The sequence below is a fragment of the Bradyrhizobium sp. AZCC 1577 genome (assembly GCF_036924575.1).
In the GTDB taxonomy this organism is placed as follows: Bacteria; Pseudomonadota; Alphaproteobacteria; order Rhizobiales; family Xanthobacteraceae; genus Bradyrhizobium.
Window position 1 is genome coordinate 3,409,999 of sequence record NZ_JAZHRQ010000001.1, and the last position, 25,128, is coordinate 3,435,126.

At 59.0% G+C, this 25,128-nt stretch carries 21 protein-coding genes and 1 pseudogene; 9 read left to right on the forward strand and 13 right to left on the reverse strand.

Annotated features, from left to right (window positions below):
* The first annotated feature begins 170 nt into the window (after positions 1 to 170).
* Together V1278_RS15810 and V1278_RS15815 are read left to right on the forward strand one after the other, a co-directional pair.
* Positions 171 to 2,411: a hypothetical protein gene (locus V1278_RS15810; protein ID WP_334381449.1), complete on the forward strand. Its 2,241-nt coding sequence runs from the start codon at positions 171 to 173 to the stop codon at positions 2,409 to 2,411.
* Positions 2,408 to 3,409: a class I SAM-dependent methyltransferase gene (locus V1278_RS15815; RefSeq protein ID WP_334381450.1), complete on the forward strand. Its 1,002-nt coding sequence runs from the start codon at positions 2,408 to 2,410 to the stop codon at positions 3,407 to 3,409. The genes V1278_RS15810 and V1278_RS15815 overlap by 4 nt, the downstream gene beginning before the upstream one ends.
* 15 nt (positions 3,410 to 3,424) lie before the next feature.
* On the opposite strand, the gene V1278_RS15820 is transcribed toward V1278_RS15815, so the two are convergent.
* On the reverse strand, positions 3,425 to 4,489 hold the full coding sequence (locus V1278_RS15820; protein WP_334381451.1) for an NAD-dependent epimerase/dehydratase family protein: 1,065 nt from the start codon (positions 4,487 to 4,489) through the stop codon (positions 3,425 to 3,427).
* Between the two features lie 31 nt (positions 4,490 to 4,520).
* On the reverse strand, positions 4,521 to 5,495 hold the full coding sequence (locus V1278_RS15825) for a glycosyltransferase (RefSeq protein ID WP_334381452.1): 975 nt from the start codon (positions 5,493 to 5,495) through the stop codon (positions 4,521 to 4,523).
* A gap of 275 nt (positions 5,496 to 5,770) precedes the next feature.
* On the opposite strand from V1278_RS15825, the gene V1278_RS15830 reads away from it, so the two are divergent.
* A complete protein-coding gene (locus tag V1278_RS15830; RefSeq protein WP_334381453.1) occupies positions 5,771 to 6,613 on the forward strand; it encodes a class I SAM-dependent methyltransferase in 843 nt (280 codons plus the stop codon).
* Positions 6,614 to 6,768: 155 nt separating this feature from the next.
* A complete protein-coding gene (locus tag V1278_RS15835) occupies positions 6,769 to 7,776 on the forward strand; it encodes a KpsF/GutQ family sugar-phosphate isomerase (RefSeq protein ID WP_334381454.1) in 1,008 nt (335 codons plus the stop codon).
* 62 nt (positions 7,777 to 7,838) lie between these two features.
* On the opposite strand, the gene kdsA is transcribed toward V1278_RS15835, so the two are convergent.
* The 4 genes from kdsA to V1278_RS15855 form a co-directional block, all read right to left on the reverse strand.
* Positions 7,839 to 8,723: a 3-deoxy-8-phosphooctulonate synthase gene (gene kdsA, locus V1278_RS15840; RefSeq protein ID WP_442893650.1), complete on the reverse strand. Its 885-nt coding sequence runs from the start codon at positions 8,721 to 8,723 to the stop codon at positions 7,839 to 7,841.
* A 75-nt stretch (positions 8,724 to 8,798) separates the two neighbouring features.
* Positions 8,799 to 9,998: an alginate O-acetyltransferase AlgX-related protein gene (locus V1278_RS15845; protein ID WP_334381455.1), complete on the reverse strand. Its 1,200-nt coding sequence runs from the start codon at positions 9,996 to 9,998 to the stop codon at positions 8,799 to 8,801.
* Between the two features lie 2 nt (positions 9,999 to 10,000).
* Complete coding sequence (locus V1278_RS15850; RefSeq protein WP_334381456.1) at positions 10,001 to 11,368, reverse strand: MBOAT family O-acyltransferase; 1,368 nt, start codon at positions 11,366 to 11,368, stop codon at positions 10,001 to 10,003.
* A 60-nt stretch (positions 11,369 to 11,428) separates the two neighbouring features.
* Entirely contained in the window at positions 11,429 to 12,745 is a 1,317-nt protein-coding gene (locus V1278_RS15855; RefSeq protein WP_334381457.1) for a glycosyltransferase family 2 protein, read from the reverse strand.
* Between the two features lie 197 nt (positions 12,746 to 12,942).
* On the opposite strand from V1278_RS15855, the gene rfbC reads away from it, so the two are divergent.
* The 4 genes from rfbC to rfbA are packed head-to-tail and all read left to right on the forward strand — an operon-like array spanning position 12,943 to position 16,359.
* Positions 12,943 to 13,506, forward strand: coding sequence for a dTDP-4-dehydrorhamnose 3,5-epimerase (gene rfbC, locus V1278_RS15860; protein WP_334384187.1), 564 nt, complete (start codon positions 12,943 to 12,945; stop codon positions 13,504 to 13,506).
* A gap of 5 nt (positions 13,507 to 13,511) precedes the next feature.
* Positions 13,512 to 14,582, forward strand: a complete 1,071-nt coding sequence (gene rfbB, locus V1278_RS15865) for a dTDP-glucose 4,6-dehydratase (protein WP_334381458.1) — start codon at positions 13,512 to 13,514, stop codon at positions 14,580 to 14,582.
* A complete protein-coding gene (gene rfbD, locus V1278_RS15870; protein ID WP_334381459.1) occupies positions 14,579 to 15,493 on the forward strand; it encodes a dTDP-4-dehydrorhamnose reductase in 915 nt (304 codons plus the stop codon). Before rfbB ends, rfbD begins: the two co-directional genes overlap by 4 nt.
* Positions 15,490 to 16,359, forward strand: coding sequence for a glucose-1-phosphate thymidylyltransferase RfbA (rfbA, locus tag V1278_RS15875; protein WP_334381461.1), 870 nt, complete (start codon positions 15,490 to 15,492; stop codon positions 16,357 to 16,359). The genes rfbD and rfbA overlap by 4 nt, the downstream gene beginning before the upstream one ends.
* A 113-nt stretch (positions 16,360 to 16,472) precedes the next feature.
* Here rfbA and V1278_RS15880 read toward each other — a convergent pair whose 3' ends face one another.
* The 4 genes and pseudogenes from V1278_RS15880 to V1278_RS15895 all read right to left on the reverse strand — a co-directional run bounded on the left by V1278_RS15880 (position 16,473) and on the right by V1278_RS15895 (position 20,376).
* Positions 16,473 to 17,246 (reverse strand): 3-deoxy-manno-octulosonate cytidylyltransferase, encoded by a 774-nt coding sequence (locus V1278_RS15880; protein ID WP_334381462.1) that lies wholly within the window; start codon positions 17,244 to 17,246, stop codon positions 16,473 to 16,475.
* Between the two features lie 190 nt (positions 17,247 to 17,436).
* Complete coding sequence (locus tag V1278_RS15885) at positions 17,437 to 18,624, reverse strand: ERF family protein (protein WP_334384188.1); 1,188 nt, start codon at positions 18,622 to 18,624, stop codon at positions 17,437 to 17,439.
* A pseudogene (locus tag V1278_RS15890) lies at positions 18,579 to 18,986 on the reverse strand (hypothetical protein); the annotation flags it as partial. The gene V1278_RS15885 and the pseudogene V1278_RS15890, both read right to left, overlap by 46 nt.
* 163 nt (positions 18,987 to 19,149) lie before the next feature.
* Positions 19,150 to 20,376, reverse strand: coding sequence for a phenylacetate--CoA ligase family protein (locus tag V1278_RS15895; RefSeq protein WP_334381464.1), 1,227 nt, complete (start codon positions 20,374 to 20,376; stop codon positions 19,150 to 19,152).
* A gap of 89 nt (positions 20,377 to 20,465) precedes the next feature.
* On the opposite strand from V1278_RS15895, the gene V1278_RS15900 reads away from it, so the two are divergent.
* Positions 20,466 to 21,626 (forward strand): AGE family epimerase/isomerase, encoded by a 1,161-nt coding sequence (locus V1278_RS15900; RefSeq protein WP_334381465.1) that lies wholly within the window; start codon positions 20,466 to 20,468, stop codon positions 21,624 to 21,626.
* A gap of 73 nt (positions 21,627 to 21,699) precedes the next feature.
* Here the strand turns inward: V1278_RS15900 and V1278_RS15905 are convergent, their stop codons facing one another.
* The 3 genes from V1278_RS15905 to V1278_RS15915 form a co-directional block, all read right to left on the reverse strand.
* The gene (locus V1278_RS15905; protein WP_334381466.1) at positions 21,700 to 22,542 is read right to left on the reverse strand and encodes an ABC transporter ATP-binding protein; all 843 of its coding nucleotides are present in this window, start codon (positions 22,540 to 22,542) and stop codon (positions 21,700 to 21,702) included.
* A gap of 172 nt (positions 22,543 to 22,714) precedes the next feature.
* Complete coding sequence (locus V1278_RS15910; RefSeq protein ID WP_334381467.1) at positions 22,715 to 23,995, reverse strand: ABC transporter substrate-binding protein; 1,281 nt, start codon at positions 23,993 to 23,995, stop codon at positions 22,715 to 22,717.
* Between the two features lie 58 nt (positions 23,996 to 24,053).
* Positions 24,054 to 25,127, reverse strand: a complete 1,074-nt coding sequence (locus tag V1278_RS15915; protein ID WP_028351615.1) for a branched-chain amino acid ABC transporter permease — start codon at positions 25,125 to 25,127, stop codon at positions 24,054 to 24,056.
* Between the last annotated feature and the right edge of the window lies 1 nt (position 25,128).

The window sequence follows — 25,128 nt, forward strand, 5'->3', positions numbered from 1 at the left end:
ACCGGGCCGCGCTGGACTATGGATGGTTACGGACAGCGGAAGATTGAAGATTAAAGATGCTAATCGGTTGGATTGTACAGGGTGGCCATGTCCGGATCGCAAGCACGCGGTACCGCGTCCTTTATCCGGCACTCGCAATCGACGAACTGGGGCACAAGAGCAGAGTATACTTGAACTCGCTCGACGCTCTGCGTGACGTGCAGGAACTCGATGCCATTGTCCTGGTAAAACGGCTTGATCCGCATTCCCTACGTCTCATCGACGCTGCTGCGCTGCTCAATAAGCTTATTTTCATTGACCTGTGCGACAATACGATCGTCATCGAATACGAAAAGCATGCGTCGCAGCTTCAGCGCATGTGGCTCAGTGCAGCTAGTGCGCTCGTCGACGCGGTGGTGGTTACGACTGAGGCCATGGCGAGTGCCATCCGCCCAACCATGTTTCCGGGAACGCGCTTCGAGATCATCCCGGACCAAATCGAAACAGCCAAGTCGTATGGGGCCGCGACTGCTTATCTTGATGCCAATATGGTCAGGCCGTCGAAATCGTCCATGGTGAAGCGCGGCTTGGTGTTTGCGAATCATTTTCGGAAATCTCCGGAGCAAGCGTCCAGAATCGCTTGGGACCGACTGAGGCTAGCCGCTTCGCGCAAGGAACGGACTTTGCCTCGCACCAACGATGGTGCTGCTCCCGGTCCAGCGCGTTCGGATTGTCCGGTGTTTCTTTGGTTCGGCAATCACGGCTCGCCCCACAGCAATTTCGGGATGCTTTCACTGTTCCAGGTTGCTCCGGCCCTGGAGCGGCTTGCGCAAGAATACGACTTCGAAGTGTGGGTTATCAGTAACCATCAGAAGAAATACGAATCAGCAATCGCGCCGCTGAGGTTTCGGTCGCGTTACTTCGGGTGGTCGCCCTCTGTGATCTTTTCAAGTCTGAAGAGGGCTACGGCTTGTCTATTTCCCTCAACGCGAGATGACTTCTCTGAGACCAAATCGGCGAATCGCGTAGTCATGGCCCTTCAACATGGCGTGCCGGCGGTCGCTTCACCGCTGAAGGCACTCGAACCACTGGGCGAGGCTGTTCTGTTCGAAAATTGGGAGCAGAATCTTCGACAACTTTTGACAGATCCCATGACGGCAAAGCGGTGTCTCGACAAGGCTGCGCCTATTCTCGATGCGTTGTATTCGCCCAAAGCGATCGGCCAGCAATGGGACCATCTCTTGCGGTGCGCTCCGCATTCGAAGGTGACGCGCGGCAGCGCGAATGGACGCATCAAGGCAGGCATTCTGCTCGATTTGACGCAAGATCTCGACGTCCTGCGCCCTCTGATCGACGCTTGGCGGAAAAATCCGCGTTTCGAGCTTAGGGTTCTCTTATCCGATACCTCGCTATCGAGGTCGCCGCGAATTGGGAGGGCATTGGTAGAACTTGCCGTGGTTCCATCCGTCGTCGAACGCGAGCAGGTTCTGCTGGGCAACGACCAAAGTGTCCGCGGTCTGGACGTCTTGGTTTCCGCGTCGGAATCGACCGCGCGCGCACACCTGTTCAACCATAAGTTGACAATCGCGGCGAACGCCAATGGCGTTCGAACCTACACATTCCAGCACGGACTAGAGAATATAGGTCTCACCTACTTCGACGAAACCCACGGCCCCGAAATCAGGTTTGCTTCCGATCGCGTCCTGATTTGGGCGGCGCCGGAGAACCTGCCGGAAACCACCGCGGAGGAGACGCGCCGCAAGGCATTTGCTGTCGGCCGGTCGGCTGAGATCGTACGAATTAATGTCGACTTTCCCGAATTGTCCGGTCGTAACGTGGTCGGCGTGTTCGAGAATTTGCACTGGGAGCGATATCCGCAGTCCTACCGCGACAACTTTGTTCGGGATCTTCTGGCGGCGGCTGCCACACGGCCGGAGTTTGTATTTCTCCTCAAGCCTCATCACGCCGGAAAATACCTTGCGAAGCCTGGCAGGCTTGAGGGATATGGGAGTAACGTGATCATTGCCGATCCCGACGATCCGAAGTGGGAGCCGTATACAGCAGCAGCGGTCATTCCCCACTGCAAATGTGTAATAACGACACCATCGACAGTAGCGCTGGATGCGACCGAGCTCGGCGTGCCAGTCGCGATGGCGGCGTACGGCCTAAACCTTGATGTCTACCGCCCATTGCCGCAAATTCGGAATGTCGCGGATTGGCTCGCGTTTGCCGATTTAGCCCTGACCGAACCAGCCGCTTTGATTGACCAAAATGCCATTTTCCGGGAGCGTACCCGCCTCGATGGCGACTGCATCTCGCGCGTAACGGATTTGGTTGTTGCGGATATGGCGGGCGCTGGGGTATCGAAAGGTCCGAACGTCGACAGTCTCGACAAAGCGCGCCGGCTCTCTTCCGGGAGGAGTTTTGCATGATTAGAGGTCTGTTGAAGAGCGTGCGTGACGCAGTCAAACCTGCTGCTAGTCCGGGTAATCCAGCCCGTGCGGTGGTCGCTGGTCCAACGGTTGGCGGCGTTGTTGATGCGGCAGCCGCGGCCAAGCAGATGATCGGCCATCCTATGCCGATGCAGAAGTTTAAGCCTGTCTTGAGTAGTGCCGAGATTCGAGCGGGCCTTGCACAGCTTTCGCCGGAGCAGCCTTGGGCGCATTATTATGATCTCGGCGAAGCCGGAGAAACAATTACACCTAGCAACGAGCGTTATTTCGGCAAAGCAAAGGGCCTAAAGATCATTGGAACGCAGGTTGTCGATTCGGTTCCCTTCGTTACGCGCCGCGGCCGGGTCGAGGGCCTTTCAGTACTCGATTTGACCAGCGCGGAAGGGCAGCATTCGATTGAGTTGGCTATGGCTGGCGCCGGCAGGGTCCTCGGCATCGAAGGTAGAAAGCTCTATGTCGATCGCTCGCGGTTTATCGCCAGATGTTTCGGTGCAAGCAACGCGAATTTTCAACACGGCGACGTCAGGAAGATCTCTCCAGCGGAGTTGGGCAAATTCGAACTCGTGTTGTTTTTCGGTATTCTGCATCATCTGGGGGCCGATGACTTTCTGCCGATGCTCAACCTTCTGCGCGAAGTCACTTCGGACACGTTGATGCTCTACACGCACACGGCCGAAAACGGCGCCGACGTGCGGTTCGGAAAGCGCCTTTCCGAGCCGATGACGAACAAAGACGGCTATGCCGGGCGATTGTATCGAGAGCATCCGGATGGGCTCACTCCAGAGGAACTCGAGCGCAGGGTCCGTAGCTCGCTCGACAACACTTTCTCATTTTGGGCCCAGGAAGCGGAGCTTCTTCGCGCGTTGAAGGCCGTCGGCTTTCCCTATATTGCTCGGCAACTACATCCCAATCCGTTTGGCGACGCGGCCGGAGATTTCCGCGTCATGTATGTTTGCCGCGTTGATCGCGACCTCTGATCTCGCCCTATCAGTCTAGCGCGATGAGGAGGCTTCTTGGCGTGCCCAATCCGCCAATGCCTCAAGGCCTTTCTCCAGGGAAAAGCGCGGCTTCCAATTGAGACGCTCGCGCGCGCGCGCGATATCGGCTACGGAGTGGCGGATATCGCCGACGCGGAAGTCGCCGGAGATCAAAAATCTATCCTCCGGCGCTCCAAGTATTTTTAGCAAGAATTGCGCGGTGCCAAGGATACTTGCTGGCGTGCCGCTGCCAATATTTATCGGCGTGCTGCCTGGGGCTGCGGCGGCGCCGGCCTTCACTAACGCCTCAACCACATCATCAACAAAGACAAAATCGCGCACGATTTCGCCGTCTTCAAAAATGTTGAGCGTTCTTCCTGCGAGGATCTGCGAGCAGAAGATCGACAGCACGCCCGTGTAGGGGTTACGCAAGCTCTGGCCTGGCCCGTACACGTTCTGAAATCTCAACAGCACCAGCTCAGTGGCCATGCCGGCAAGACCTTGCTCCAGCAGGTATTCCTGCATCAGTTTCGTGGAGCCATAGATCGAAGCGGGCGCTGGAGGCAGGCTTTCCGGCGTTGGAACCGGCCTCAAGGCTCTACCGGCGAGATCGCGTGGCACGAAATCGCCCGCCTTTAGCCGTTCCTCGCGACGTGGAGCCGGGATGATTAGCGACCCGTTGTCGGTCTGGAACGCACCCTCGCCATATACTGCACGGGAACTGGCGAGCACGACCCGGCGTGGTGGGGAGCTGCTTTGACGCAATGCCTCGATAAGGCGGGCCGTGCCGCCGACATTGACATCGCAGTAGCGCGAAATGAGATCGTAGGATTGTCCGGTGCCGGTTTCCGCGGCGAGATGATATACAAGTGTCGGAGCGTGATCGCTGATCGCGCTTCTCAGGGCATCGCTATCGCGAATATCCGCTTTCATGCAGATCACGTTTGCCCCTTCGTCCGGAAAGGTCGCCCCTTCGCCATGGACTTGCGGGTGCAGGCTGTCGAACACCACAGTCTTTTCGGCAGTTACGCAAAGTTGGCGTACGAGCCGCGAACCGATGAAGCCGGCGCCGCCGGTCACAAGAATACGATCGCGAGTCAGGGGACACTCCTCAGCGGGCAAGCCGCGCACGCAAGCGGTCTAAGAGACCCGGGCGAGGGAACGTCGGTCCGGACGAAACCTGTCCACTCCTGACCTGCTTCTCGTACTCCTTTATCTCTTGCCTTCGTCGCTCGCGCGCCTCGGTCAACGATGCATGCTTGACGAAATGGGCAACTTTGTCTTCTGCGACCAGAGCCCTTGTCTGCTCCTTGGTCAGCTTGGCGGAGTCATCGACCATCTTGAGCTCGGTCAGAAACGAGGGGCGCAAAAAGCCAAGCGCTTTCTCCTGTTCGAGCTCGGCCAAGCTGAGAGCGCCATCGGCAAGCATGCGGCGGACCTCGTTCGACCAAAGGTACCCGTTTGGATTGTCCGCGGAAACCCACGGCTGGGTAGGCATGTCCGTGTAGTGGATCAGGCATGTGGTATCGTCGTAATGTTCAAGGCTATTCCATCGGAAGGGCACCCGGTAGGAAACTTCGTCTTCACGCAGGATGCACAGGTTCTGCATCAAATCTTCATAGCTATAAGAGTCGTCGAGCCCGCGCACGATCTCCTCTGGATCCCATTTTGCGGCTTCGCAATCGATCAGCATTACCGAGCATTGCTTGACCCGCTTGCCCGGCGCGAATGCCTTCCGGTGTTTGGCGTGTTGGTCTGGAAGCTCTTCCTGAACGACGACTTTCGCTCCTTCGAAATCGACCGACCATAATTCGCGAATGTCCTTGAACACCAGCATGTCGGCATCGGTGTACAGTGCCCTGCCGCGGTAATTGGCGAGCCTCGGGATGGCGAATCGGGCAAAGCTGAACCCGGTTCGTTGGCGCTGCCGCGGGTCGCGAGGTTCTGGCAGCTTGACATCGATGAGGGGTGTGACTTCGACTGGAAGATCGGTATGGCGTTTTACCGAGTATTCCAGCACCTTGACGCCGACCATTTGCGAGCGGTCAGTGCCAACGAATATCCGAACCGGCGTTTCAAGCGTCACACGTCGTCTCCATCAGATTGGGTCGGGTACACTAGGCGTTTGGGCGTGGTCGCGCGCATTGACCTAGCGCAAGACGAGCAGGTATTTTAACTGAGCGTGGCACTCAATACAAGGATGCCTGCCCAGGGTCTTGCGGCTTGGAATTGCTCTACGCGGCTGGTCCAAAGCCCGCGCTCCGGAACTGAGGTCTTTGTTTGGATAGTTTCGGTCCGGTGTTAATGGCACCAGTCGCTTCCCTGCGAAGCTCCCCAACTCATAGCCGTTTGGAATTCATTATGACGCTTTGGTCGAGTATCTGGAAAAGAATTTCTTCGGCTGCGGCCGTCGGCGTTGCGGGCAACAAGATCGAATTTGGCGGCTTTGATCGGCATCGCGTGCCGACGCGTCACGTCGATGCAATGTCCGACGACGATCTCAGGCATTTGAACGCATTGCTTCCATGGAGATGCTTCACGGTTGATAGTCATGGCCGCCGCTTCGGCAACATTGCGTGGAAGGGAAAGCGCGACGCGCCGCAGGTCATTCCTGATAGGCGCATTCAAACGATGAATCAGATATTCAAACTGAGCGGCAAAACGGTCCTCGAGGCGGGTTGCTTTGAGGGTGTACATACTGTGGGCCTGCTTGGCTTCGGAGCGAAAGTGGTCGCCGTGGATTCTCGCATTGAAAATGTGGTGAAGACCATCGTCCGCTGCGCGATGTTCGGCTACTGCCCGAATGTCTTTGTGTGCAACTTGGATCTATCTTCTGATCTCGCCACATTACCTGAAACAGACCTGATTCATCATGTCGGGGTACTCTACCATCTCAAGGATCCCGTTCGACACTTGCTTGCTCTGGGTAAGGTCGCGAAGGACGGGATCATGCTTGACACACACGTCGCGATTCCCGATATGGCACGCAGCGTGTACGAGGTCGACGGGAAGCAGTACCGCTACCAACATTACAAGGAAGGTGGCACTGCCGAAGTGTTTTCAGGCATGTATGATCACGCCAAATGGTTGCTTCAGTCGGATATCGAGGCCTTGCTCCGACAAGCGGGCTTTGCCTCGGTCAGGATTGCCGAGGAGCGGCAAGAGCGCAATGGTCGTCGTATCCTGCTTTTTGCCAGTCATTGAAGGCAAATGGCCGTCTATGTGCTGACCTGCTGTGCGGCTGATTGATGGCATGCAAGGCTCTAACTTCAAGCAGTTGCCGAGTACTCGCTGAGCGCGGGTTGGTGCAGACCACGCAGGACGCGTTCCGTTACCAACTGTTTCTTTAGGAACTGGCTATGGCACATACCGAACTCCGGACATCCAAATCCCCAAAAGGCAATGACACGGCGATTACATCCGCATTAGAGACGCTTGAGGCAGAAGCTGAGGGCGTTCGCGCGCTGGCGGCAGCACTAGCCGCGGATCTTGGTAGTGCCTTTGGGGAAGCGGTCGAACTTATTCTCAATACAAGTGGACGTCTGATTGTCACGGGTCTCGGCAAGTCGGGCCATATCGGACGCAAGATTTCCGCTACTTTTGCGTCCACCGGGACGCCTGCCTTCTTTGTGCACGCTGCGGAAGCGAGCCATGGCGATCTCGGTATGATCACCGACCGTGACGTTATTCTGGCGCTGTCGTGGTCCGGCGAACAACAGGAAATGAAGAACCTTATCAACTACGCCAGTCGGTTTAAGATTCCGCTGATTGTGATGACCGCGAATGAACGTTCGACCTTGGGGAGGGCGGCCGATATAGTCTTGGCTTTGCCTAGAGTGCGCGAGGCTTGCCCGCATAATCTGGCGCCTACCACTTCGTCGTTGATGTTATTATCGCTAGGCGACGCGTTAGCGATCGCGCTCTTGCAAAGTCGCGGCTTCACCCCAGTCGATTTTAGCGTGCTGCATCCAGGCGGCAAGCTCGGCGCCATGCTAAAACATGCGCGAGATCTGATGCATGTCGGTGATACTATGCCACTGAAGCCACTCGGCACGAACATGGCAGAGGCGTTGATCGAAATGTCGTCAAAGGGATTCGGTTGCGTTGGCATCGTCGACAGTTGCGGCGACATCGTCGGCATCATAACTGATGGCGATTTGCGCCGGCACATGCGTCCAGATCTGACGAATGCGAGGGTAGAGGACGTGATGACGAAGAACCCGAAAACGGTCACCGCCGATTGTCTTGCCGGCGAAATTCTCCAAATGCTCAATGCCTCAAAAATCACCGCGGTTTATGTGACTGATGCGGCAAAACCAGTTGGCATCGTGCACATACACGACTTGTTACGAATAGGTGTTGCCTAGGATAGCGCACTGCAATTGCAGCATGCTCTAGGCATTGATAACAAACAAGTCGTCGTCCAGTGCTATTCCGATTTCATCGGACTCGCCGAAGCTTGACCCTTGGCAAGCGTGTCGAATGCCATCAGAGTCCGTACCAGATCTTCGAACTCGCGCAACGGTACCATGTTGGGACCGTCGGACGGGGCATGATCGGGATCGGGATGGGTTTCGATGAACACGCCGGCGACTCCGACCGCGACCGCTGCCCGCGCAAGCACCGGCACGAATTCGCGCTCGCCGCCGGATGACGTGCCCTTGCCGCCGGGCTGCTGCACCGAATGCGTGGCATCGAAAACGACGGGGGCACCGGTGGTCCGCGCAAGGATCGGCAGTGCCCGCATGTCCGACACAAGCGTGTTGTAGCCGAAGGACGCGCCGCGCTCGGTGATCAGCACGTTGCGATTGCCTGCGCTCGTGATCTTAGCGACGACGTTGGCCATATCCCACGGTGCGAGGAACTGCCCCTTCTTGACGTTAACGACCTTGCCGGTTGCCGCGGCTGCCAACAGGAGATCGGTCTGCCGGCACAGGAAGGCCGGGATCTGCAACACATCCACGGCCTGCGCCACCTCGGCGCATTGTGAAACCTCGTGGACGTCGGTGAGTACGGACAGTCCAAGCGAGGCGCGGATTTCGGCGAAGATTGGCAGCGCCTGTTTCAGTCCGATGCCGCGCGCAGCCGATGCGCTGGTGCGGTTGGCCTTGTCGAAAGAGGTCTTGTAGATGAGCCCGATTTTCAGCCGCGTCGCGATCTCCTTCAGGGCGCCGGCAACCTCGAGCGCATGTGCGCGGCTCTCGAGCTGGCAAGGGCCGGCGATGACCGACATCGGTAGGTCATTGCCGAATTTGACCGTGCCAGCGGCGACTGCCGGTGCGGCTGTAGGAGTGATGTTCAAAATGTTTTCCATTGTTTGTACCCGAACCATGCCTGAAGAGGCTACAGGCACCAATCCCTGAAAAGTCCCGCAGTGACTCAAAGCAAGTCAGCGGCTCTCGCTGGACCTAGGCCGCTCCACGAACTGTTTCAGCGTCTCCGGCGAAGGCTGAAACAATTCCATTTCGAAGAACTGACGGACCACGATATCCGGATGAACTTTGTCAATATAGGCGGTATCGAAGTCACGCCACAAGATAATCGTTTCACGAAAATGCTCCGAGAAAAATGGCATGAGCGACGTGAAGAAGCTGTTGCGAAATACCAGCACCCTGGGCAGCCTGTCATCGTCGATCTTGTACACAAAGGTCGGATGAAACGAATCCAGGGTAGGAAACTGCATATAGGGACTTGTCGGATCCCTTCGGCTGCGGAAGCCGCCGCTTTTCGTCACCGCGTAAATTGTTTCCTTCAGGTGTGCTCTCAAACTGATTAGCGCGCTGAGGTCACCGCCGACGTCCTGCTGCGGGGTGACCGCATATTCCGACCAGGGAGATGGATCAGGGATATTGACGTTTGCTTTTTGCAGCGACGTAATGATTTCTGCGTTGGCGAAATAGCCCGCCTGCATGGTCCAATGGATATCGGTCGGAACAAACAAGGGGGCGAGGTGCTTCGCGTTGCGAACGCCATCGCGGGTATCGATGACGATGATTTCGGGGTATTGCTGCTTAACATATGCCAGGATCTGATCGGTCGCACTCGACCCCAAGGACCGCTGCGCCCAGTCTGGCAGATTTTCCGGATAGATCGATTGCTTGTTTGGAGCAATGACAGCGGCATAAGTCATTCCCCGCGACGTGACAGCGTCGTATTGGCGCTTGAGACCATCGGCAACTTCCTTAAGGTGGCTCTCAGGTACGACGTAGCGCCCGCGGTACGCGTCTATCTGTTCAAATTGCGTGTAGTACATCCAGCGGTTCTTGCCGAATAATGCGCGGCCAGATCCGGTGTCGTAGTTGCCGAACACGCGATACTTAACCACGTTGTAGGAAGAGAGCAGCCAGTTTCGCAGCCCGTAGTTATCTTTCAGGTATGCATCCAATTCGCGCACGAAGGTCCGAACGGGACGGTCCTTCCCCGGCAGAGACGGAAATGCCGCGGCGTTTCGCTTTTCGTCGCGCAAGACGGCCGCGGAGCCTTGCCAGCAATGGATCACAAGCGGCGTTGCGATCATGATCACGAACGCGGCGGCAAACAATCCGCTAAAATCAGAGGCGCGCCCCCTCGGTCGGTCATGAAGCGTCATGTTCAGAACCGGAAGTAAAGAAATGGATTATGGGTTTGGGCAGTTACCGCCATGCTCGACAGCACGAAGCAGGATATCGACAAGGCCACCTGCGCCGCACGAGCGACACCCCAGGATAGCCGCGAAACTTGCCGCAAGCGCTCGATCGCCGCGGACATATAGGGAACGAGGGGCGCGCTGAACACGATGGCCAGCAGCGTCAAGACCAGGATCTCGGTGGTGAAATAGGCCTCCAGCGGATACAGGTTTCCTCGGAACTCTGCGAAGTTGAACATGTGGGAGATCAGACTGAAGGCCTGCGGCAGATCGTCCGCCCGGAAGAACACCCATCCGATCAAGACGACCAGCATCGCATAGCCGTGACGCAGTCCGCGCCAGGTACGCTGCAACACGGCCGACAAGAATGATCGCTCCAGAATGAGAAAAAGTCCGTGCCAAAGGCCCCAGACGACGAAATTCCAGGAGGCTCCGTGCCAAAGTCCGCACAGGAAGAAAACAATCAGCAGGTTCAGGTAAGTACGCCCGGGCGATACCCTGTTGCCTCCCAAGGGAACGTAGAGATAGTCCCGAAACCAGTTTGAAAGAGATATGTGCCAGCGCCTCCAGAATTCCTGGATCGACTGCGCGACGTAAGGATAGTTGAAGTTCTCCGGGAAACGAAATCCGAACATGCGCGCGAGGCCGATCGCCATGTCGCTATATCCGGAAAAGTCGAAGTAAAGCTGAAGCGCGTATAGTATAGCACCCAGCCACGCCAATTCGAAACTGAGCTGCGACTGCTGCAATCCAAAAATCTGATCGACCGGGACCGCGAGTGGGTTTGCGATCAGCGTCTTCTTGCCCAGCCCGATCACAAATCGTGAAGCGCCGATGCTGAAATCCTGCCAGCTCATCCGCCGGGTCAGAAATTGTTCCGCGATCTCATGGTAACGAACGATCGGACCCGCAATGAGCTGAGGGAAGAAAACAATGTAGAGCGTAAAGACATGGAACCGACGTTGTGCGGGTGCCACCTTCCGGTGGATGTCGACGATGTAGGAAATCGCATGAAAGACAAAGAACGAAATGCCTAGCGGAAGTTGGACGTGACTCACAACGAACGGAAGCGAAACAACTTCCGACAGGTTAGTCAGCACGAAGCCGGAGTATTTATAATAGCCCAGGATTGTAAGATTGATCGCTATGCCCGCCACCAATGCCGCGCGTCTGCGAGACAGGCTTGCTTCCTGCATCGCGAGGCCCGACAGGAAGCTGACGACTATGACAAGGAAGACGATGTATGCCTTGTCGAATTCGCCGTAGGCATAAAAAGCGACGCTGAAAACAAGAAGTACCATATTGCTCGCGGACACCGAGCGCGTGAATGCCACGGCGAGAAGCAGGAGCGGCAGGAAGTAAAACAGAAACGTGACGGAGCTGAAGACCACGGGTTAAGTCCGGCCGCCAATTGTGCGAGCCAAGCGGCCCAATTGCCGTGTCTTGTGAACAAGTGTCATCCAGGCATTCGCCCTGGCACTCTCAAATTGCGGGAGAGCCCCATACTTGATCAGATCGGGATCCGTACCGGCGTATTGGGCGGCATCCGGATGACGTTCCATCAGTTGCCTCAGGAGATTCTGTATAAGCTGCTTGGTGCGCGCTTCCGAGCGGCCGGGTTCATGATGGCAGGTGACCGAGCCGACATACACGTGCTTCAGTCCCAACCGTAGCGCGCGAATGAAAACATCGGCATCGTTGTATTGCGAGCGGAAGGTTTCGGTGTCGAGAGGGCCGACGCTGGCCCAAGCCGCCTTGGAAACAGCAGCGCATCCGAAACTGCTTCCGGCGGAGTAATGAACGGTCGACGCAAACGTGACGAGTTCATTTTCTCGAATGATGGTGTGGCTGCTCTTCTGCGCCGGCCGTATAAATACGCCCGACGAAACCAGGCGTCCGCCTTCGCCGGTGAACAATGGACCGGCTGAAGCCACGCCGGGAGTGGCGGCCCAATCGGAGATAGTTTGCAGCGCATCGAGATGAGTGAAGGCGGCATCGTTGTTCATCATCACCGTCACGTCGCCCGAAGCGGTCTCTACGCCCAGATTATCCTGCGCCGATTTATTGAACGGCTTGTCGTAGCGGATATGGCAAACCTCCGCTTTGGCCGACAGCAGACGTGTCGCTGAAGATGCAATGCGCGCAAGACTGTCGGGGGACGATTGATTGTCGATCAACAGCACTTCGAGCCGGCTGCGCAACCTCTGACTCGCAAGACTCTCCAGGCATGCTTCCATCAGCTCCGGCTGATCGCGATAATTGATGATCACCGATATCTTATCGGCCCGTGCGGACGGTGCGGGGGGCGGCGCGATCGGATTGTAGACTGACGATTTGACGGAGCGGGTGAAGCGAAGAATGTCGGAGCAGAATGCGATAGGCCGCTCCTCATCGATGATTCTCAATAGCGCCCGCGACGTGGCTCCCGGCGCTTCATCTCCGACAAAGTCTGCGCGAACCGCACAACGCCCGGCGTGATTGACCTGCTGATAGAAAAGCTTGTCTGGCCTTGGCCACACGAGCCGAAACGCCTCGGGACGAAACCCCCGCCGTTTCTTGACGATAAGGTCGTCCCAAACCAGTGCGGCGGGATGGGCGCGACAGGCCTCTTGTAGACTGACTTGCCATCCCGCCGTCAGCGGATATGCGGGATCGATTTCAACAGCGTACGCGACGTTGCCGACTATGACCCGGCGGAGTTGGCTTTTCATTGGACTCTGTTGATTCGGACAGCGGAATGGGTTAGTTCGTCGGTCGGAAGCGCGGGCCCGGCATGCCGCTGCCGCCCCGGTCCTTCGAGAATCTGGGAGCCCGGCGGCGGAGTTGATCCCGTTCAAGGGTTTGGTGATAAACGAAAGTTGTGCTTTCCGTCAATCGGAGTATTGCAACCGCTGAGGCTGTCTTCGTGATGGAAATTGCGACGCTTGAAGTTCCTGACGTGAAACTCCTTGGTCTTCGTCGGCATGCCGACAAGCGAGGATTTTTCTCCGAGACTTATAACAGCGCGGCGTTGCGCGAAGCCGGTGTCATGACGAATTTCGTTCAGGACAACTATTCTTTCTCTCTCGCCAGGGGCACTGTTCGCGGGCTGCATTTCCAGCTTCCGCCGGCCGCTCAGGCCAAGCTCGTGATGGTTTTCGCAGGACGAATTCTGGATGTGGTTGTGGATTGCCGACGGGGTTCGCCAACTTATGGCCGCCATGTCGCGGTGGAGTTGAGCCGCGATTCGTGGAGCCAACTCTATGTCCCCGAAGGCTTCGCTCATGGCTTTTGCACGCTCGAGCCCGATACGTCAGTGCTTTACAAAGTCTCCGCGCCATATGCCCCGAAGCTCGATAGTGGTGTGTTATGGAACGATCCAGATCTTGGCATAAAATGGCCGGTTGAAGCTGACGCTGCTGTGATTACCGAAAAAGACCTGGCGTTACCGCGCTTTCGCGATCTAGCTGATCCCTTCGTTTATCGCAATTGAATCTCATGAAAATACTGGTCACAGGGGGCGCAGGATTCATAGGCTCTGCCGTATGCAGGCTTCTGATCGAGGACACTGACGCAGAGGTTGTTAATATCGACAGGCTGACGTATGCCGCATCGCCCGAAGCAGTTGCGTCGCTTACGGCGAGCAATCGTTATCGCTTCGAGCATACCGACATTTGTGACTCAGAGACCATCGACCGTATCTTTCGTGAGCAGCAGCCGGACGCCGTGATGCATCTCGCCGCAGAATCGCACGTCGATCGATCGATCGACGGCCCCGAGGCGTTCGTCGAGACCAATATCGTCGGGACGTTTAAGCTCCTTCAGGCAACGCGTCGATATTTCGAGCGGTTGCCGCCGGCGCGCCGGGAGCATTTCCGTTTCCATCACGTCTCAACCGATGAGGTCTTCGGAACGCTCGGAGCGGAAGGTGCATTTGGCGAGGACTCACCTTACGCTCCGAACTCGCCTTACTCCGCGAGCAAGGCCTCGGCGGATCACCTGGCTCGAGCCTGGCATCATACGTTCGGTCTGCCGGTGGTGATGTCAAATTGCTCCAACAATTATGGACCTTATCAGCATCCCGAAAAGCTGATTCCACTGATGGTCACCAACGCCATGCGTGGTCGGCCGTTGCCTGTTTATGGCACCGGAATGAATGTACGGGATTGGCTGTTTGTCGACGATCATGCACGGGCGCTTTGGCTTGTCCTTAACCGCGCACGCCCCGGAGAAAAATACAACATAGGCGGCAACGCCGAGAGCACGAACATCGACTTGGTTCGGTCGTTGTGCTCGATCCTCGACGATCTGATCCCCAATCGGCTGCACCGGAACCATGCCGATCTGATCTCTTTCGTTAGCGATCGTCCGGGGCACGATCTTCGCTACGCCATCGATTGCAACAAAATCCGCCGCGAACTGGGATGGAAGCCCCTCGAAACCCTCACGTCGGGATTGCGTCGCACGGTGAAATGGTATCTGGCTAACCATGACTGGTGTGAGCGGGTTCGCGCGCGGGGATACGACAACGCGCGGCTAGGCGTGCTCGAGTCCGCCGCAACACCATGAGTCGTCTTGTCGGACCGGTAGCCGTTTTTGGCGCGGCGGGGCAGGTTGGCCGCGAACTGCTGAGGCAACCGTCGATCGGCTTGCCTGTCGTTGGCTTCACGCACGAGGATGTCGATATCAGCGATGCTGCCGCTGTTCGCGTTGCAATCGACAGGCTTCGACCTTCGGTCATTATCAACGCCGCGGCCTATACGGCTGTCGACAAGGCGGAATCCGAAGCGGAGCGCGCGTTTGCCGTTAACGGGCAGGGCGCGGGTAACCTTGCGCAAGTTGCTCAGTCGCAGGGATCGACATTGATTCATATCTCCACGGATTACGTGTTCGACGGCCGCAAACGCGAGCCCTACGTCGAGGACGATCCGGTCAATCCACTCAGCGTGTACGGACGCAGCAAGCAGGCCGGCGAACGGCTGGTGACCATAGGGTGCGAACGCCACATTATCCTTCGGACCGCATGGGTCTGCGGCACACATGGATCGAACTTTGTCAAGACGATGCTGCGGCTCGCAGGCGAACGGGAACTTGTTCGTGTGGTGGCCGATCAGTGGGGAACGCCCACCTCCGCCGGTGATTTGGCAGGAGCCATCTTCGCGATCATCACCGGGCTGTCCGAAGGTCGCGACGCGTTCGGGACGTTTCATCTGACGAACTCAGGAGCCACCACTTGGCACAGTGTCGCTGCCCACGTCTTTGCCTGGCTTGTCGCGAGCGGCCGCACCGCGCCGCGGCTCGATGCCATAACGACAGCGGAATATCCGACGCCCGCAGCGCGGCCGATCTATTCGATACTTAACTGCGGCCGGGTTTTTCAAGTTTACGGCGTCGCCTTACGGCCCTGGGAGCGCGCGCTGGATGATATCCTGAGCGGTCTTCATAATGATCTATCAGAACAACAACGGAGCGGGACATGAAGGGTGTTATTCTTGCGGGCGGTGCCGGCACACGGCTTTATCCGGTAACGCTCGGAGTCTCAAAGCAGTTGCTTCCGGTTTACAACAAGCCGATGATTTACTACCCGCTGACGGTGCTCATGATGGCCGGCATCCGTGACATTTTGCTGATCAGTACGCCCCATGATCTGCCGCGCTTCAAGGAGTTGTTTCGGGGCAGCCAGAAATGGGGCATTCGTTTGTCATTCGCCGAGCAGGATCGTCCGCGCGGCCTCGCGGACGCTTTCATTGTCGGTCGCGATTTCATCGGTGAAGATGGCGTTGCGCTAGTGCTTGGTGACAATCTGTTCTTTGGCCACGGCTTGCCCGATGCCGTTGGACAAGCCGCGGCTCGCAAGAATGGGGCGACGGTTTTTGTGCATCCCGTTGCTACCCCGGAGCGATATGGAATTGCTACATTAGATGCCAGTGGGCGCATCGCGGCGTTGATTGAAAAGCCGAAAGTCTCTCCCAGCAACATGGCCGTCACTGGGCTCTATTTTTATGACAACCGCGTGGTCGATATCGCAGCGAAGCTGAGGCCCTCGGCGCGGGGTGAAATTGAAATCACGGATGTCAATATCGCATATCTGGAAGCGGGCGATCTTCACGCCGAGGTTCTTGGGCGTGGCTTCGCTTGGTTCGACACTGGAACGCATGATTCATTGCTTGAAGCCTCTGAGTTCATCCGCACGATCGAACATCGACAGGGATTGAAGATTGGCAGTCCTGAAGAGACCGCGTGGCGATTTGGGTTGATCGATGACGCCCAACTAGAGACGCTTGTGCAACCGATTTTGGCAAGCGAATACGGCGCCTATCTCAATAGCCTGCTGAAACGAAATTGAAAGCAAGCCCTACTCGACCAGGATTGCATCCCGTTCGTCAGCCCTGTTTGGACTGGTTCTCGTGATCGTGAGGGGAGGGCGACGACGGAGAGCAAGACCAGAGGAAGAAAACGTTAGCGGACCGCCGCTACATCAAGACAGGCGGATTGAGATTTCGCCAGTGTCTGGCGGGCGATTTCAAGATCGGTCGGGGTGTCTACGCCGCGGGGCACTGCGTCGACGATGGTGACGTCGATCCGCATGCCGGCCTCGAGCGCCCGCAGTTGCTCCAGTCTTTCCTGCCTCTCCAGCAGAGAGGGCGACAGCCGCACGAAGCGATCCAGGGCTGCGCGGCGATAAGCATAAAGCCCGATGTGATGGTAGCGCGGCCCGTCGCCCCAAGGCGCCGTGGCGCGGGTGAAATAGAGCGCGCGCAAGCGCCGATCGCCGATCGGCGAGCCAACCGCCTTCACCACGTTGGGATTAGTGCTCTCTTCCTCGGTGTGGATCTGGGCCGCCAGGGTCGCGATATCGACGGCGGGGTCGGCCAGCGGCGGCAGCACGTCCCTGATATTGACAGGCGAAATGGTCGGGAAATCGCCCTGCAGATTGACCACGATTTCGGTCTGGCCCGTGGGATCGATGGCGCTGAGCGCCTCATAGATCCGGTCCGAGCCGGAGGGATGGTCAGGCCGCGTCATCACCACCTCGCCGCCATGGGATCTCACGGCGGCCGCGATCTCGGGCGTGTCGGTGGCGACCGCCACCCGGCCGATCCGGGCTTCTTCCGCCCGCCGCAATACATGGACGATCATCGGCAGGCCGCCGATATCCAGGAGTGGTTTTCCGGGCAGGCGGGTCGCCGCCATGCGGCTGGGAATCAGCACCAAAGTGCGGGCGTTGGTCATTGGAACGGCGTCAGGTCGGCTGGCGAAAACAGGCCGGAAATCGTGGGGATTGGCGGAAAGTCGCGGCGTTTTATACGGGTTGCCGGAGCCCCTGGCAAACCGATATCTCGATCCACTGGCTCTCGCACGGATCGTACCAGTCTCGTCACCATCGCATGTCAACGTTCTTTCGAGTGTAGGAGCGAGTGATTCACCCGGCAGCAGCAAAGGAGGGGGCGATAGTGAGTCCAACTCCGCGGGTAGTGCAAAGGTCGGAGCTGTATTGAAGGGAGCATTCATGTTGTGAGCCCCTCGGGCGTTGATGTGTGCGAGGGGTTAGTAGTATCGGGGTCCCTTCTTGGCCGCCGGTCTGACTGGCGTCCCACAGCTGCTTGGCAATAGGCATTGGCGCGATCTGCATATTTGCCCACCAGGCCTTTTCGTTGCCGTGCCGGTGCAAGTCTTGGTGATGGGTGCGGCAGAGTGGCACCGTGAACTCATCGCTGACCTTGCGTCCTAAGGCGCGCTGTTGCGCGAACTTCAGGTGGTGTGGGTCCGACGGGGTTTGTTGGCAGATCAGGCAAGGCTGTCCTCGTACGAAGGACAGGTGCCCCTTGCTTCGCTTGCGCGTAGGCTCCTTCGGCAATGCGAGCGTCGCCGCCGCATTTTGCAGGACGCCGGGGACGGACGGTTCCGCCGGTGAGGTCGCTACGCTTTCAGAAGGATGCGCGGCTTCGCCGAGCTTCTGCTGATAGGCGATCTCGATCAACCGGGCATCTGATTCCAGCAGAGCGTTCTTCCGAGGTAGTCCGTCTTTGGCCCAGGCGAGTAGCTCATTCTCCGTGGTTAAGCTGCCGATCTCACCTAGCATCTTGTCCCGCAGCTGGGCGGACTGATCTTGGCTAAGCGTTGGCGGACGGTGCAGAACGGGCTTATTGCGTTTGTCGTCGGCTGCGTGCGTCGCATTCGGCCGGGGCTGTGGCAGGCCGGGCAAGGCGTCAGGTGCGTCCCAGTCGTCCTCGCCAGCGATACCAACCAGTGCGAACAGAGCGTAACGCCTGGCATAGGTCAAGGCCGCCCCCATCCGGTGCGGCGCATCAGTATCCTTCGCGGCACATACCGGCCAGTCGGCCGAAATCCATTCGCCGGATGAATGGGCAAGCAGAGTGGTCAGACGAACTTGCCCCGAGCTCGGCTCGATCCGGGTGGTTTGGATGGTTGCAATCTCCTGCTGGCTTAAGGCCTTGCGCACAATATCCAAGCCGCTAGCAAGAGAGGCGTAGCGAAAGGTGCGGTCCTCCTCGCGTGGAAAGGGCGAGCGGATGGTCGCAACCAGGGTTTTTTCCGGGTTGGTCAGCTCAGCCTGCGCTTTGGCAAGCGCCGCCGCAATGGCGCCGATGCGCTCACTGGGACTGGTGCATTTGAGGTCTCCATCTGAATCGGGTCAAAACTGATCGCACCGGACTTCGAGCGCTTCGCTCGGATACCGTGTCCGCTAGCTTCCTTTGCGTCTTCAGGCACGAGCTTCTTAAGTTCCGCTTTGGTGATCTCGTGATCCTGGTGCGCCGCGCGCGTGCGCAAGTAGGTTGCCGCGAGCTCTGCCCACGAGTTCGATGGCGACATGTCCACAACCTTCACAGCTTCGAGCCGTGGGCGTGGCGTTTCGATCCCGAAGAGGGAAGGGGGCTCGCCCGTCTGCACACACCGCCAAAACTTCTTCTCTGCTGTGAGGAGGAGGTGCTGGTAGAGCGGGTCGGCATGTCCGCGGAGGAACAGTAGCGGGAGGTGTTTTAATACCATGGAACCTTCATCATGACGGTTGAGGAAATCGGCGATGCAAGATATGCGAGCAAACTCACAAAATGAAATATGTAAGTTATTGAAACATAAGGAGGTATTGTCCAGCCGCCTCTTGATAAGTCGCTCAGGTGCGCTCGTCCGCGATCACCTTGCCGTCGTTCGGCAGCGAGCCCGCCGCGACCAGTTCGATGTTGCCGCCAAGCTTCGTCACGGAGCGCAAGGTGGCGGCGAGTTCGCCCTGTAGCGCCTCGCCGGGCGAAGCCGTTTCCGCCTTCAGTGTCATCACATCGCTCTCGCCGGATCGCGTGACGACGAGGCGCAGCCGTCCGAGCTGCGGATGGCGCTTACCGATCTCGGCGATCTGCTCGGGGCGGACGAACATGCCCTTGATCTTGGTGGTCTGGTCGGCGCGGCCCATCCAGCCCTTGATGCGCATGTTGGTGCGCCCGCATGGGCTTGTTCCCGGCAGCGCCGCGGTAAGGTCGCCGAGCGCGAGCCTTATCCAGGGATGCTGCGGGTCGAGCGAGGTGATGACGATCTCGCCGACGTCGCCGGGCGCCACCGGATCGCCGGTGCCGGGACGCACGATCTCCATGATCAGATCCTCGTTGACGACCATGCCTTCGCGCGCCGGCGTCTCGAACGCGACCATGCCGAGGTCGGCGGTGCCGAACGCCTGATAGGCGTCGATGCCGCGTGCCTTGACTTCGTCCTGCAGTGATTTCGGAAACGCCGCGCCGGAGACCAGCGCGCGCTTGATCGAGGAGACATCACGTCCGGCATTCGCGGCGGCGTCGAGCAGGATTTTGAGGAAATCAGGCGTGCCGCTATAGCCGACCGGGCGATAGGCCTCGATCAGTTCAAACTGCTGCTCGGTATTGCCGGGGCCGGCCGGAATCACCGCGCAGCCCAGCGCTCGCGCCGAGGCATCGAAAATGAAGCCGCCCGGCGTCAGATGGTAACTGAAGGTGTTGAGCACCACGTCGCCGGGCCGAAAGCCCGCCGCGAACAGCGCCCGTGCGCCACGCCATGGGTCGGCGTGAACGGGCTCGGGCTCGAAGATCGGTCCCGGCGAGGTAAACAACCGTCCGAACGACCCAAGCGACCCCGCCACAAACCCGCCGAAGGGCGGCGCGGCCTTGTGCAGGGCAGGGAGTTCCGATTTGCGTAGCACAGGTAACTCAGCAAGCGCGGCGCGGCTGGTCACGGCGGCGGGATCGATGCCTTTCAGCCGCTCGGCATAGGCCGGCGCGGCGAGCGCCTTGCGCAGGACGTCCGGAAGCTTTGAAAACAGCTCCGCCTCGCGTATGCCCGGCTCGCGCGTTTCAAGGGCGTCATAGTGGTCGGTCATGGCTGATGCCTCAGGTGAGGGCCGATTGCGTGCCGGCTCTGACGTGCTATCAGACGGCTTCTACCGGTGTTGATGTTCCAGGGAACGCAATGGCTGAAAGAGATACCGCTGCGGCGGCAGACACGCTGGATTCGGCCGATATCGTCGCCAAGCTGAAGCTTCGCATGGTCGATCATTGCCTGCCGCTGTGGTCGACCGAGGGGTGGGACGACAGAGCGGGCGGCTTTATCGATCGGCTCGATCCGGACGGCCGTGCAGACCGCCTGGCGCCGCGCCGGGTTTTTGTACAGGCGCGCCAGATTTATTGCTTCGCCAAGGCGGCGCAGATGGGCTGGTATCCGCAGGGGCGCGCGATCGCGCTCAAAGGGCTGGAGCACCTGCTGGCGAAGGCGAAAGCCCCCGACGGCAAGCCGGGCTTTGTGCACACGCTGCAGCCTGATGGGTCCGTGCTGGACCCGCTGCGCGATTCCTACGATCACGCCTTTGTCCTGCTCGCCCTTGCGACCGTCTATGGCCTCGAGCGCGATGCGCAGATCCGCGCCGAGATCGACGCACTGTGCCACTTCGCCGAGACGCAACTGCGCTCGCCGCACGGTGGGGTCCACGAAGGATTGCCGGTATCGCTGCCGCGGCGGCAAAACCCGCAGATGCATCTGTTCGAAGCGATGATCGCGGCGTTCGACGCGACACATGACCTCGTGTTCCAGAACAGGGCCGGGAATTTCTTCAGCCTGTTTCTGGCCAGCCTCTACGACAAGCAGCGGCAGGTGCTGGGCGAATATTTCGAGGAGGACTGGTCGAAGATCGAGCCGGTCAGCGTCGAGCCCGGACATCAGGCGGAATGGGCGTGGCTGCTGAAAGGTTTTGAGCGCATCACCGGCTGTCCGACCGGGCGCTATCGAGGCGAATTGCTGGCAACAGCGCTGCGCTATCGCGACGAGGCGACCGGCTGCCTGATCGACGAAGGCGACGCCCGCGGCAACATCAGGCGGCATACGTGCCGTCTGTGGCCGCAGACGGAAATCGCCAAGGCGTGGATCGCGCAGGCGGAAGCGGGCGAGGCAGGCGCGGCCGATGAAGCGCGCGCGGCGCTGGCGCGGCTCGAACGGCACTATCTCAGCCATCCCGTCACGGGCGGCTGGTACGACCAACTCGACCGCGACGGCAACTCGCTGGTCGCCACCATTCCTGCGTCTTCGTTCTATCATGTTCTCTGCGCGGTCGCGGAAGCGGAACAGGTGCTCGGCTGAGCATTTGATTCTTTTGTTTTGACGCGTTTTCTTCACGCGAACCGGTCTCCACTTCGCTCGAAAACGCTATGGTTCACAGCCACCGCTTTCGCCGCTTGAAGCTTTTGAGGTTCTTGAAACTCTTGCGCTGGTCGCCGGCGCCGCCGAGATAGAACTCCTTGACGTCCTCGTTGTCGCGCAATTCGTCAGCCGTGCCGTCGAGCACCACCTTGCCCTGTTCCATGATGTAGCCGTGGCTCGCGACCGAGAGCGCTGCGCGCGCGTTCTGCTCCACCAGCAGGATGGTGACGCCGAGGTCGCGGTTGATCGCCTTGATGATCCCAAACACTTCCTTGACCAGGAGCGGGGACAGGCCCATCGACGGCTCGTCCATCAGGATCATCTTGGGGCGCGCCATCAGCGCGCGGCCGATCGCCAGCATCTGCTGTTCGCCGCCGGAGAGATAGCCGGCGAGCCCGGTACGCTCCTTGAGCCGCGGGAAATATCTGAACACCATGTCGATGTCGGCGGCGATCTCGTTGTCGGTGCGCGTGAACGCGCCGAGCTTCAGGTTTTCGATCGACGTCATGTCCGCGATGATGCGGCGGCCTTCCATCACCTGGAAGATGCCGCGGCGGACGATCTTGTCGGGGTCGATGCCGTTGATGCGCTCGTCGTCGAAGACGATTTCGCCGCGGATCACTTCGCCGTCCTCGGTCTTGAGCAGGCCCGAGATCGCCTTCAGCGTCGTCGACTTGCCGGCGCCGTTGGCGCCGAGCAGCGCCACGATCGCGCCCTTCGGCACTTCAAGGCTCAAGCCGCGCAGCACCAGGATGACCTTGTCATAGACCACCTCGATGTTGTGGACGCTGAGCAGCGGGGAGGCGCCCGTCGTAGACGTCGCGCGCGGGCGATCAATTTCAGTCGTTTCAGTCATGCCCTGATCCTGACATCGTCAGTGGAACCAACCGCTGTCATCACCCGCGAAGGCGGGTGATCCAGTATTCCAGAGGCGGCTGTGATTCACCGAGAAGCCGCGGCGTACTGGGTCCCCCGCTTTCGCGGAGGACGACAGCCGAATGCATTAGCGCCTCTCGGCGACCACGACCTCACCAACCCAGCCACTCGGGCTTGCGCGGCAGGTCGATCGTCTTCACCTTCTCCATCTTGATGCCGCCGTTCTTGACGAGCTCGTTGAGCGGGGCGTCGGTCGCGCCTGCGACCTTCATGCGATACAGATCGACCTTGAGCGTGCCGCGGTGATCCTTCTCGGTGAAGGTCGAGGGGTTGCAGATGCCTTCGCCGCCGGCGGGCACCCAATCCTTCTTCTGGTAGAAGCCCTTCTTGACGTTCTCGCCGGTGGCGCCGCCGTTCTTGGCCGCCCATTCGACGGCTTCCTTCATGTAGAGCGCGGTACAGACGCCGGCGAGGTAATGCACGGGACGGTAGGCGGTACCGGCCGCGTCCGACATCTTGGAGATTTCCATGAACGTCTTCATGCCGGGCGCATTGCCGCCCCAGGCGATCGCGGTGCGCAGCGGAAACACCACGCCGTCGGCGGCAGCACCGGCAGCCTTGGCGGCGTTCTCATCCATGCCCCAGACGTTGCCGAGGAACTGAACGTCGACGCCGGCGGCCTTGCAGGCGTTGAGCACGGAGATGTTGGAGCCCGCGGTATTGCCGAGATAGGCGTAATTGGCGCCCGAGCTCTTCAGCGTCAGGCACTGCGCGCTGTAGTCACCGGGCGTCAATGCGAACACGATCGGCGACAGCACTTCGAACCCAAGGTCGGTGGCAATCGCTTCACCTGCCGCCTTCGGCGCGTTCGGATAGGGGTGGTTGGCGCCCATGTGGACGTATTTCGGCTTGCCGGGCTTGCCCTTGGCTTTCCAGTCCTCGGCGGCCCAGGTCAGCATGCCACGAAGTGCGTCCGAATAGCTCGGTCCATAGAAGAAGTTGTAGGGCGCCGGCTTGGCCTTTCCGCCGGCGCCGGTCGGATCGGAGAGTGCTGCGGCATAGGATGCCGAGATATCCGGGATCTTGTCCTGGGCCAGGAAACCCGTCAGCGCTTCGGTGTCGGCGGTGCCCCAGCCGAGAATGGCGGCGACCTTGTCGGCGCCCGACCATTTCTTGTACTGGGCGATGGCGCGCGGCACCTGATAGCCGTAATCAACGGTATCGAGGTTGACCTTGGCGCCGTTGATGCCGCCGCTCTTGTTGATCCATGCATAGGTGTCGGCGACACCCTGTCCGAACGGCGTTCCGACGTCCGAAGTTGGTCCTGAATAGTCGGTGAGATGCCCCAGCGCGACCGGCGCCTGGGCCGATGCAGCGGTAGAACCCAACAGCAAAGCAAGCGAGGCTGTGCTCAACAGAGTCTTCATCGTCATGGACATAGTCCTCCCGGTTACTTCTCGAGGTCTTCTCGTTGTTCGTCCCGTTCCGACCTCAATGCGAGAACGGGTAGAGTTTCCAGTATGCCTTGATCTGCCGCCATCGATGCGCAAGTCCATCCGGCTCGAACACCAGAAAGATGATGATGATCAGGCCGATGGCCATCTCGCGCAAGAAAGCGATATTGTTCTTTAGTCCCAGAAATTGATCGATCGGGCTGTCGCGGAGCGCGACGCTGAGCCATTCCATCGATTCCGGCAGCAGCACCATGAAGGCGGTGCCCATCAGCGTGCCCATGATCGAACCGAGCCCGCCGATGATGATCATGGCGAGGAAGATGATCGAGCGATCGATGCCAAAGCCTTCGTTGGAGACCACCTGATTGTAATGCGCATAGAGCGCGCCGCCGACGCCGGCAAAGAAGGCGGCGAGGCCGAACGACAGCGTCCGGTACTTGGTCAGGTTGATGCCCATGATCTCAGCGGACAGATAATGATCGCGCACGGCGACCAGCGCGCGTCCGTCGCGCGAACGGATCAGGTTCGTCACCAGTAGATAGCAGACGACGACGTAGGCCAGCACGACGTAGAAATATTGCTTATCGCCGCGCAGCATGTATCCGAAGATCGAGAACGGTTCGGCGCTGGCGGGAACGCTGCCGCCGGTGAACCATTCGGCGCGGGCAAAGAAGTCGAGCAGGATGTATTGCGCCGCCAGCGTCGCGATCGCGAGATAAAGCCCCTTCAGCCGCGCCGCCGGCAGGCCGAAGACCAGACCGACTGCGGCCGTCACGACGCCGGCGAGCGGAATGCAGAAGAAGACGGGAATGCCGAACCGGTTCGAGAGGTAGGCCGAGGTAAAGGCGCCGAAACCGAAGAAGGCAGCATGACCGATCGAGATCTGGCCGGTGAAGCCGACGACGATGTTCAGCCCAAGTGCTGCGATGCCGAAGATGCCGATCTGGATCAGCAGGCTGAGGATGTATTCGTTGACGACGTGTGGCGCAAAACAAATCAGCACGATGCCGGCGATCATGGCGTTGCGGCTGGTCGTGGTCGGAAACACGGTGGTATCCGCCGCATAGCTGGTGCGGAAATCGCCGGCGGGAATGAGGGTTTGGCCTGCCATA

Bases quoted from the DNA above. Each gene is read 5' to 3' on its own strand.
- V1278_RS15815 (WP_334381450.1), top strand. From the start codon at position 2,408: ATGATTAGAGGTCTGTTGAAGAGCGTGCGTGACGCAGTCAAACCTGCT.
- V1278_RS15830 (WP_334381453.1), top strand. From the start codon at position 5,771: ATGACGCTTTGGTCGAGTATCTGGAAAAGAATTTCTTCGGCTGCGGCC.
- V1278_RS15835 (WP_334381454.1), top strand. From the start codon at position 6,769: ATGGCACATACCGAACTCCGGACATCCAAATCCCCAAAAGGCAATGAC.
- kdsA (WP_442893650.1), bottom strand. From the start codon at position 8,723: ATGGAAAACATTTTGAACATCACTCCTACAGCCGCACCGGCAGTCGCC.
- V1278_RS15845 (WP_334381455.1), bottom strand. From the start codon at position 9,998: ATGACGCTTCATGACCGACCGAGGGGGCGCGCCTCTGATTTTAGCGGA.
- V1278_RS15855 (WP_334381457.1), bottom strand. From the start codon at position 12,745: ATGAAAAGCCAACTCCGCCGGGTCATAGTCGGCAACGTCGCGTACGCT.
- rfbC (WP_334384187.1), top strand. From the start codon at position 12,943: ATGGAAATTGCGACGCTTGAAGTTCCTGACGTGAAACTCCTTGGTCTT.
- rfbB (WP_334381458.1), top strand. From the start codon at position 13,512: ATGAAAATACTGGTCACAGGGGGCGCAGGATTCATAGGCTCTGCCGTA.
- rfbD (WP_334381459.1), top strand. From the start codon at position 14,579: ATGAGTCGTCTTGTCGGACCGGTAGCCGTTTTTGGCGCGGCGGGGCAG.
- rfbA (WP_334381461.1), top strand. From the start codon at position 15,490: ATGAAGGGTGTTATTCTTGCGGGCGGTGCCGGCACACGGCTTTATCCG.
- V1278_RS15880 (WP_334381462.1), bottom strand. From the start codon at position 17,246: ATGACCAACGCCCGCACTTTGGTGCTGATTCCCAGCCGCATGGCGGCG.
- V1278_RS15895 (WP_334381464.1), bottom strand. From the start codon at position 20,376: ATGACCGACCACTATGACGCCCTTGAAACGCGCGAGCCGGGCATACGC.
- V1278_RS15900 (WP_334381465.1), top strand. From the start codon at position 20,466: ATGGCTGAAAGAGATACCGCTGCGGCGGCAGACACGCTGGATTCGGCC.
- V1278_RS15905 (WP_334381466.1), bottom strand. From the start codon at position 22,542: ATGACTGAAACGACTGAAATTGATCGCCCGCGCGCGACGTCTACGACG.
- V1278_RS15910 (WP_334381467.1), bottom strand. From the start codon at position 23,995: ATGACGATGAAGACTCTGTTGAGCACAGCCTCGCTTGCTTTGCTGTTG.
- V1278_RS15915 (WP_028351615.1), bottom strand. From the start codon at position 25,127: ATGGCAGGCCAAACCCTCATTCCCGCCGGCGATTTCCGCACCAGCTAT.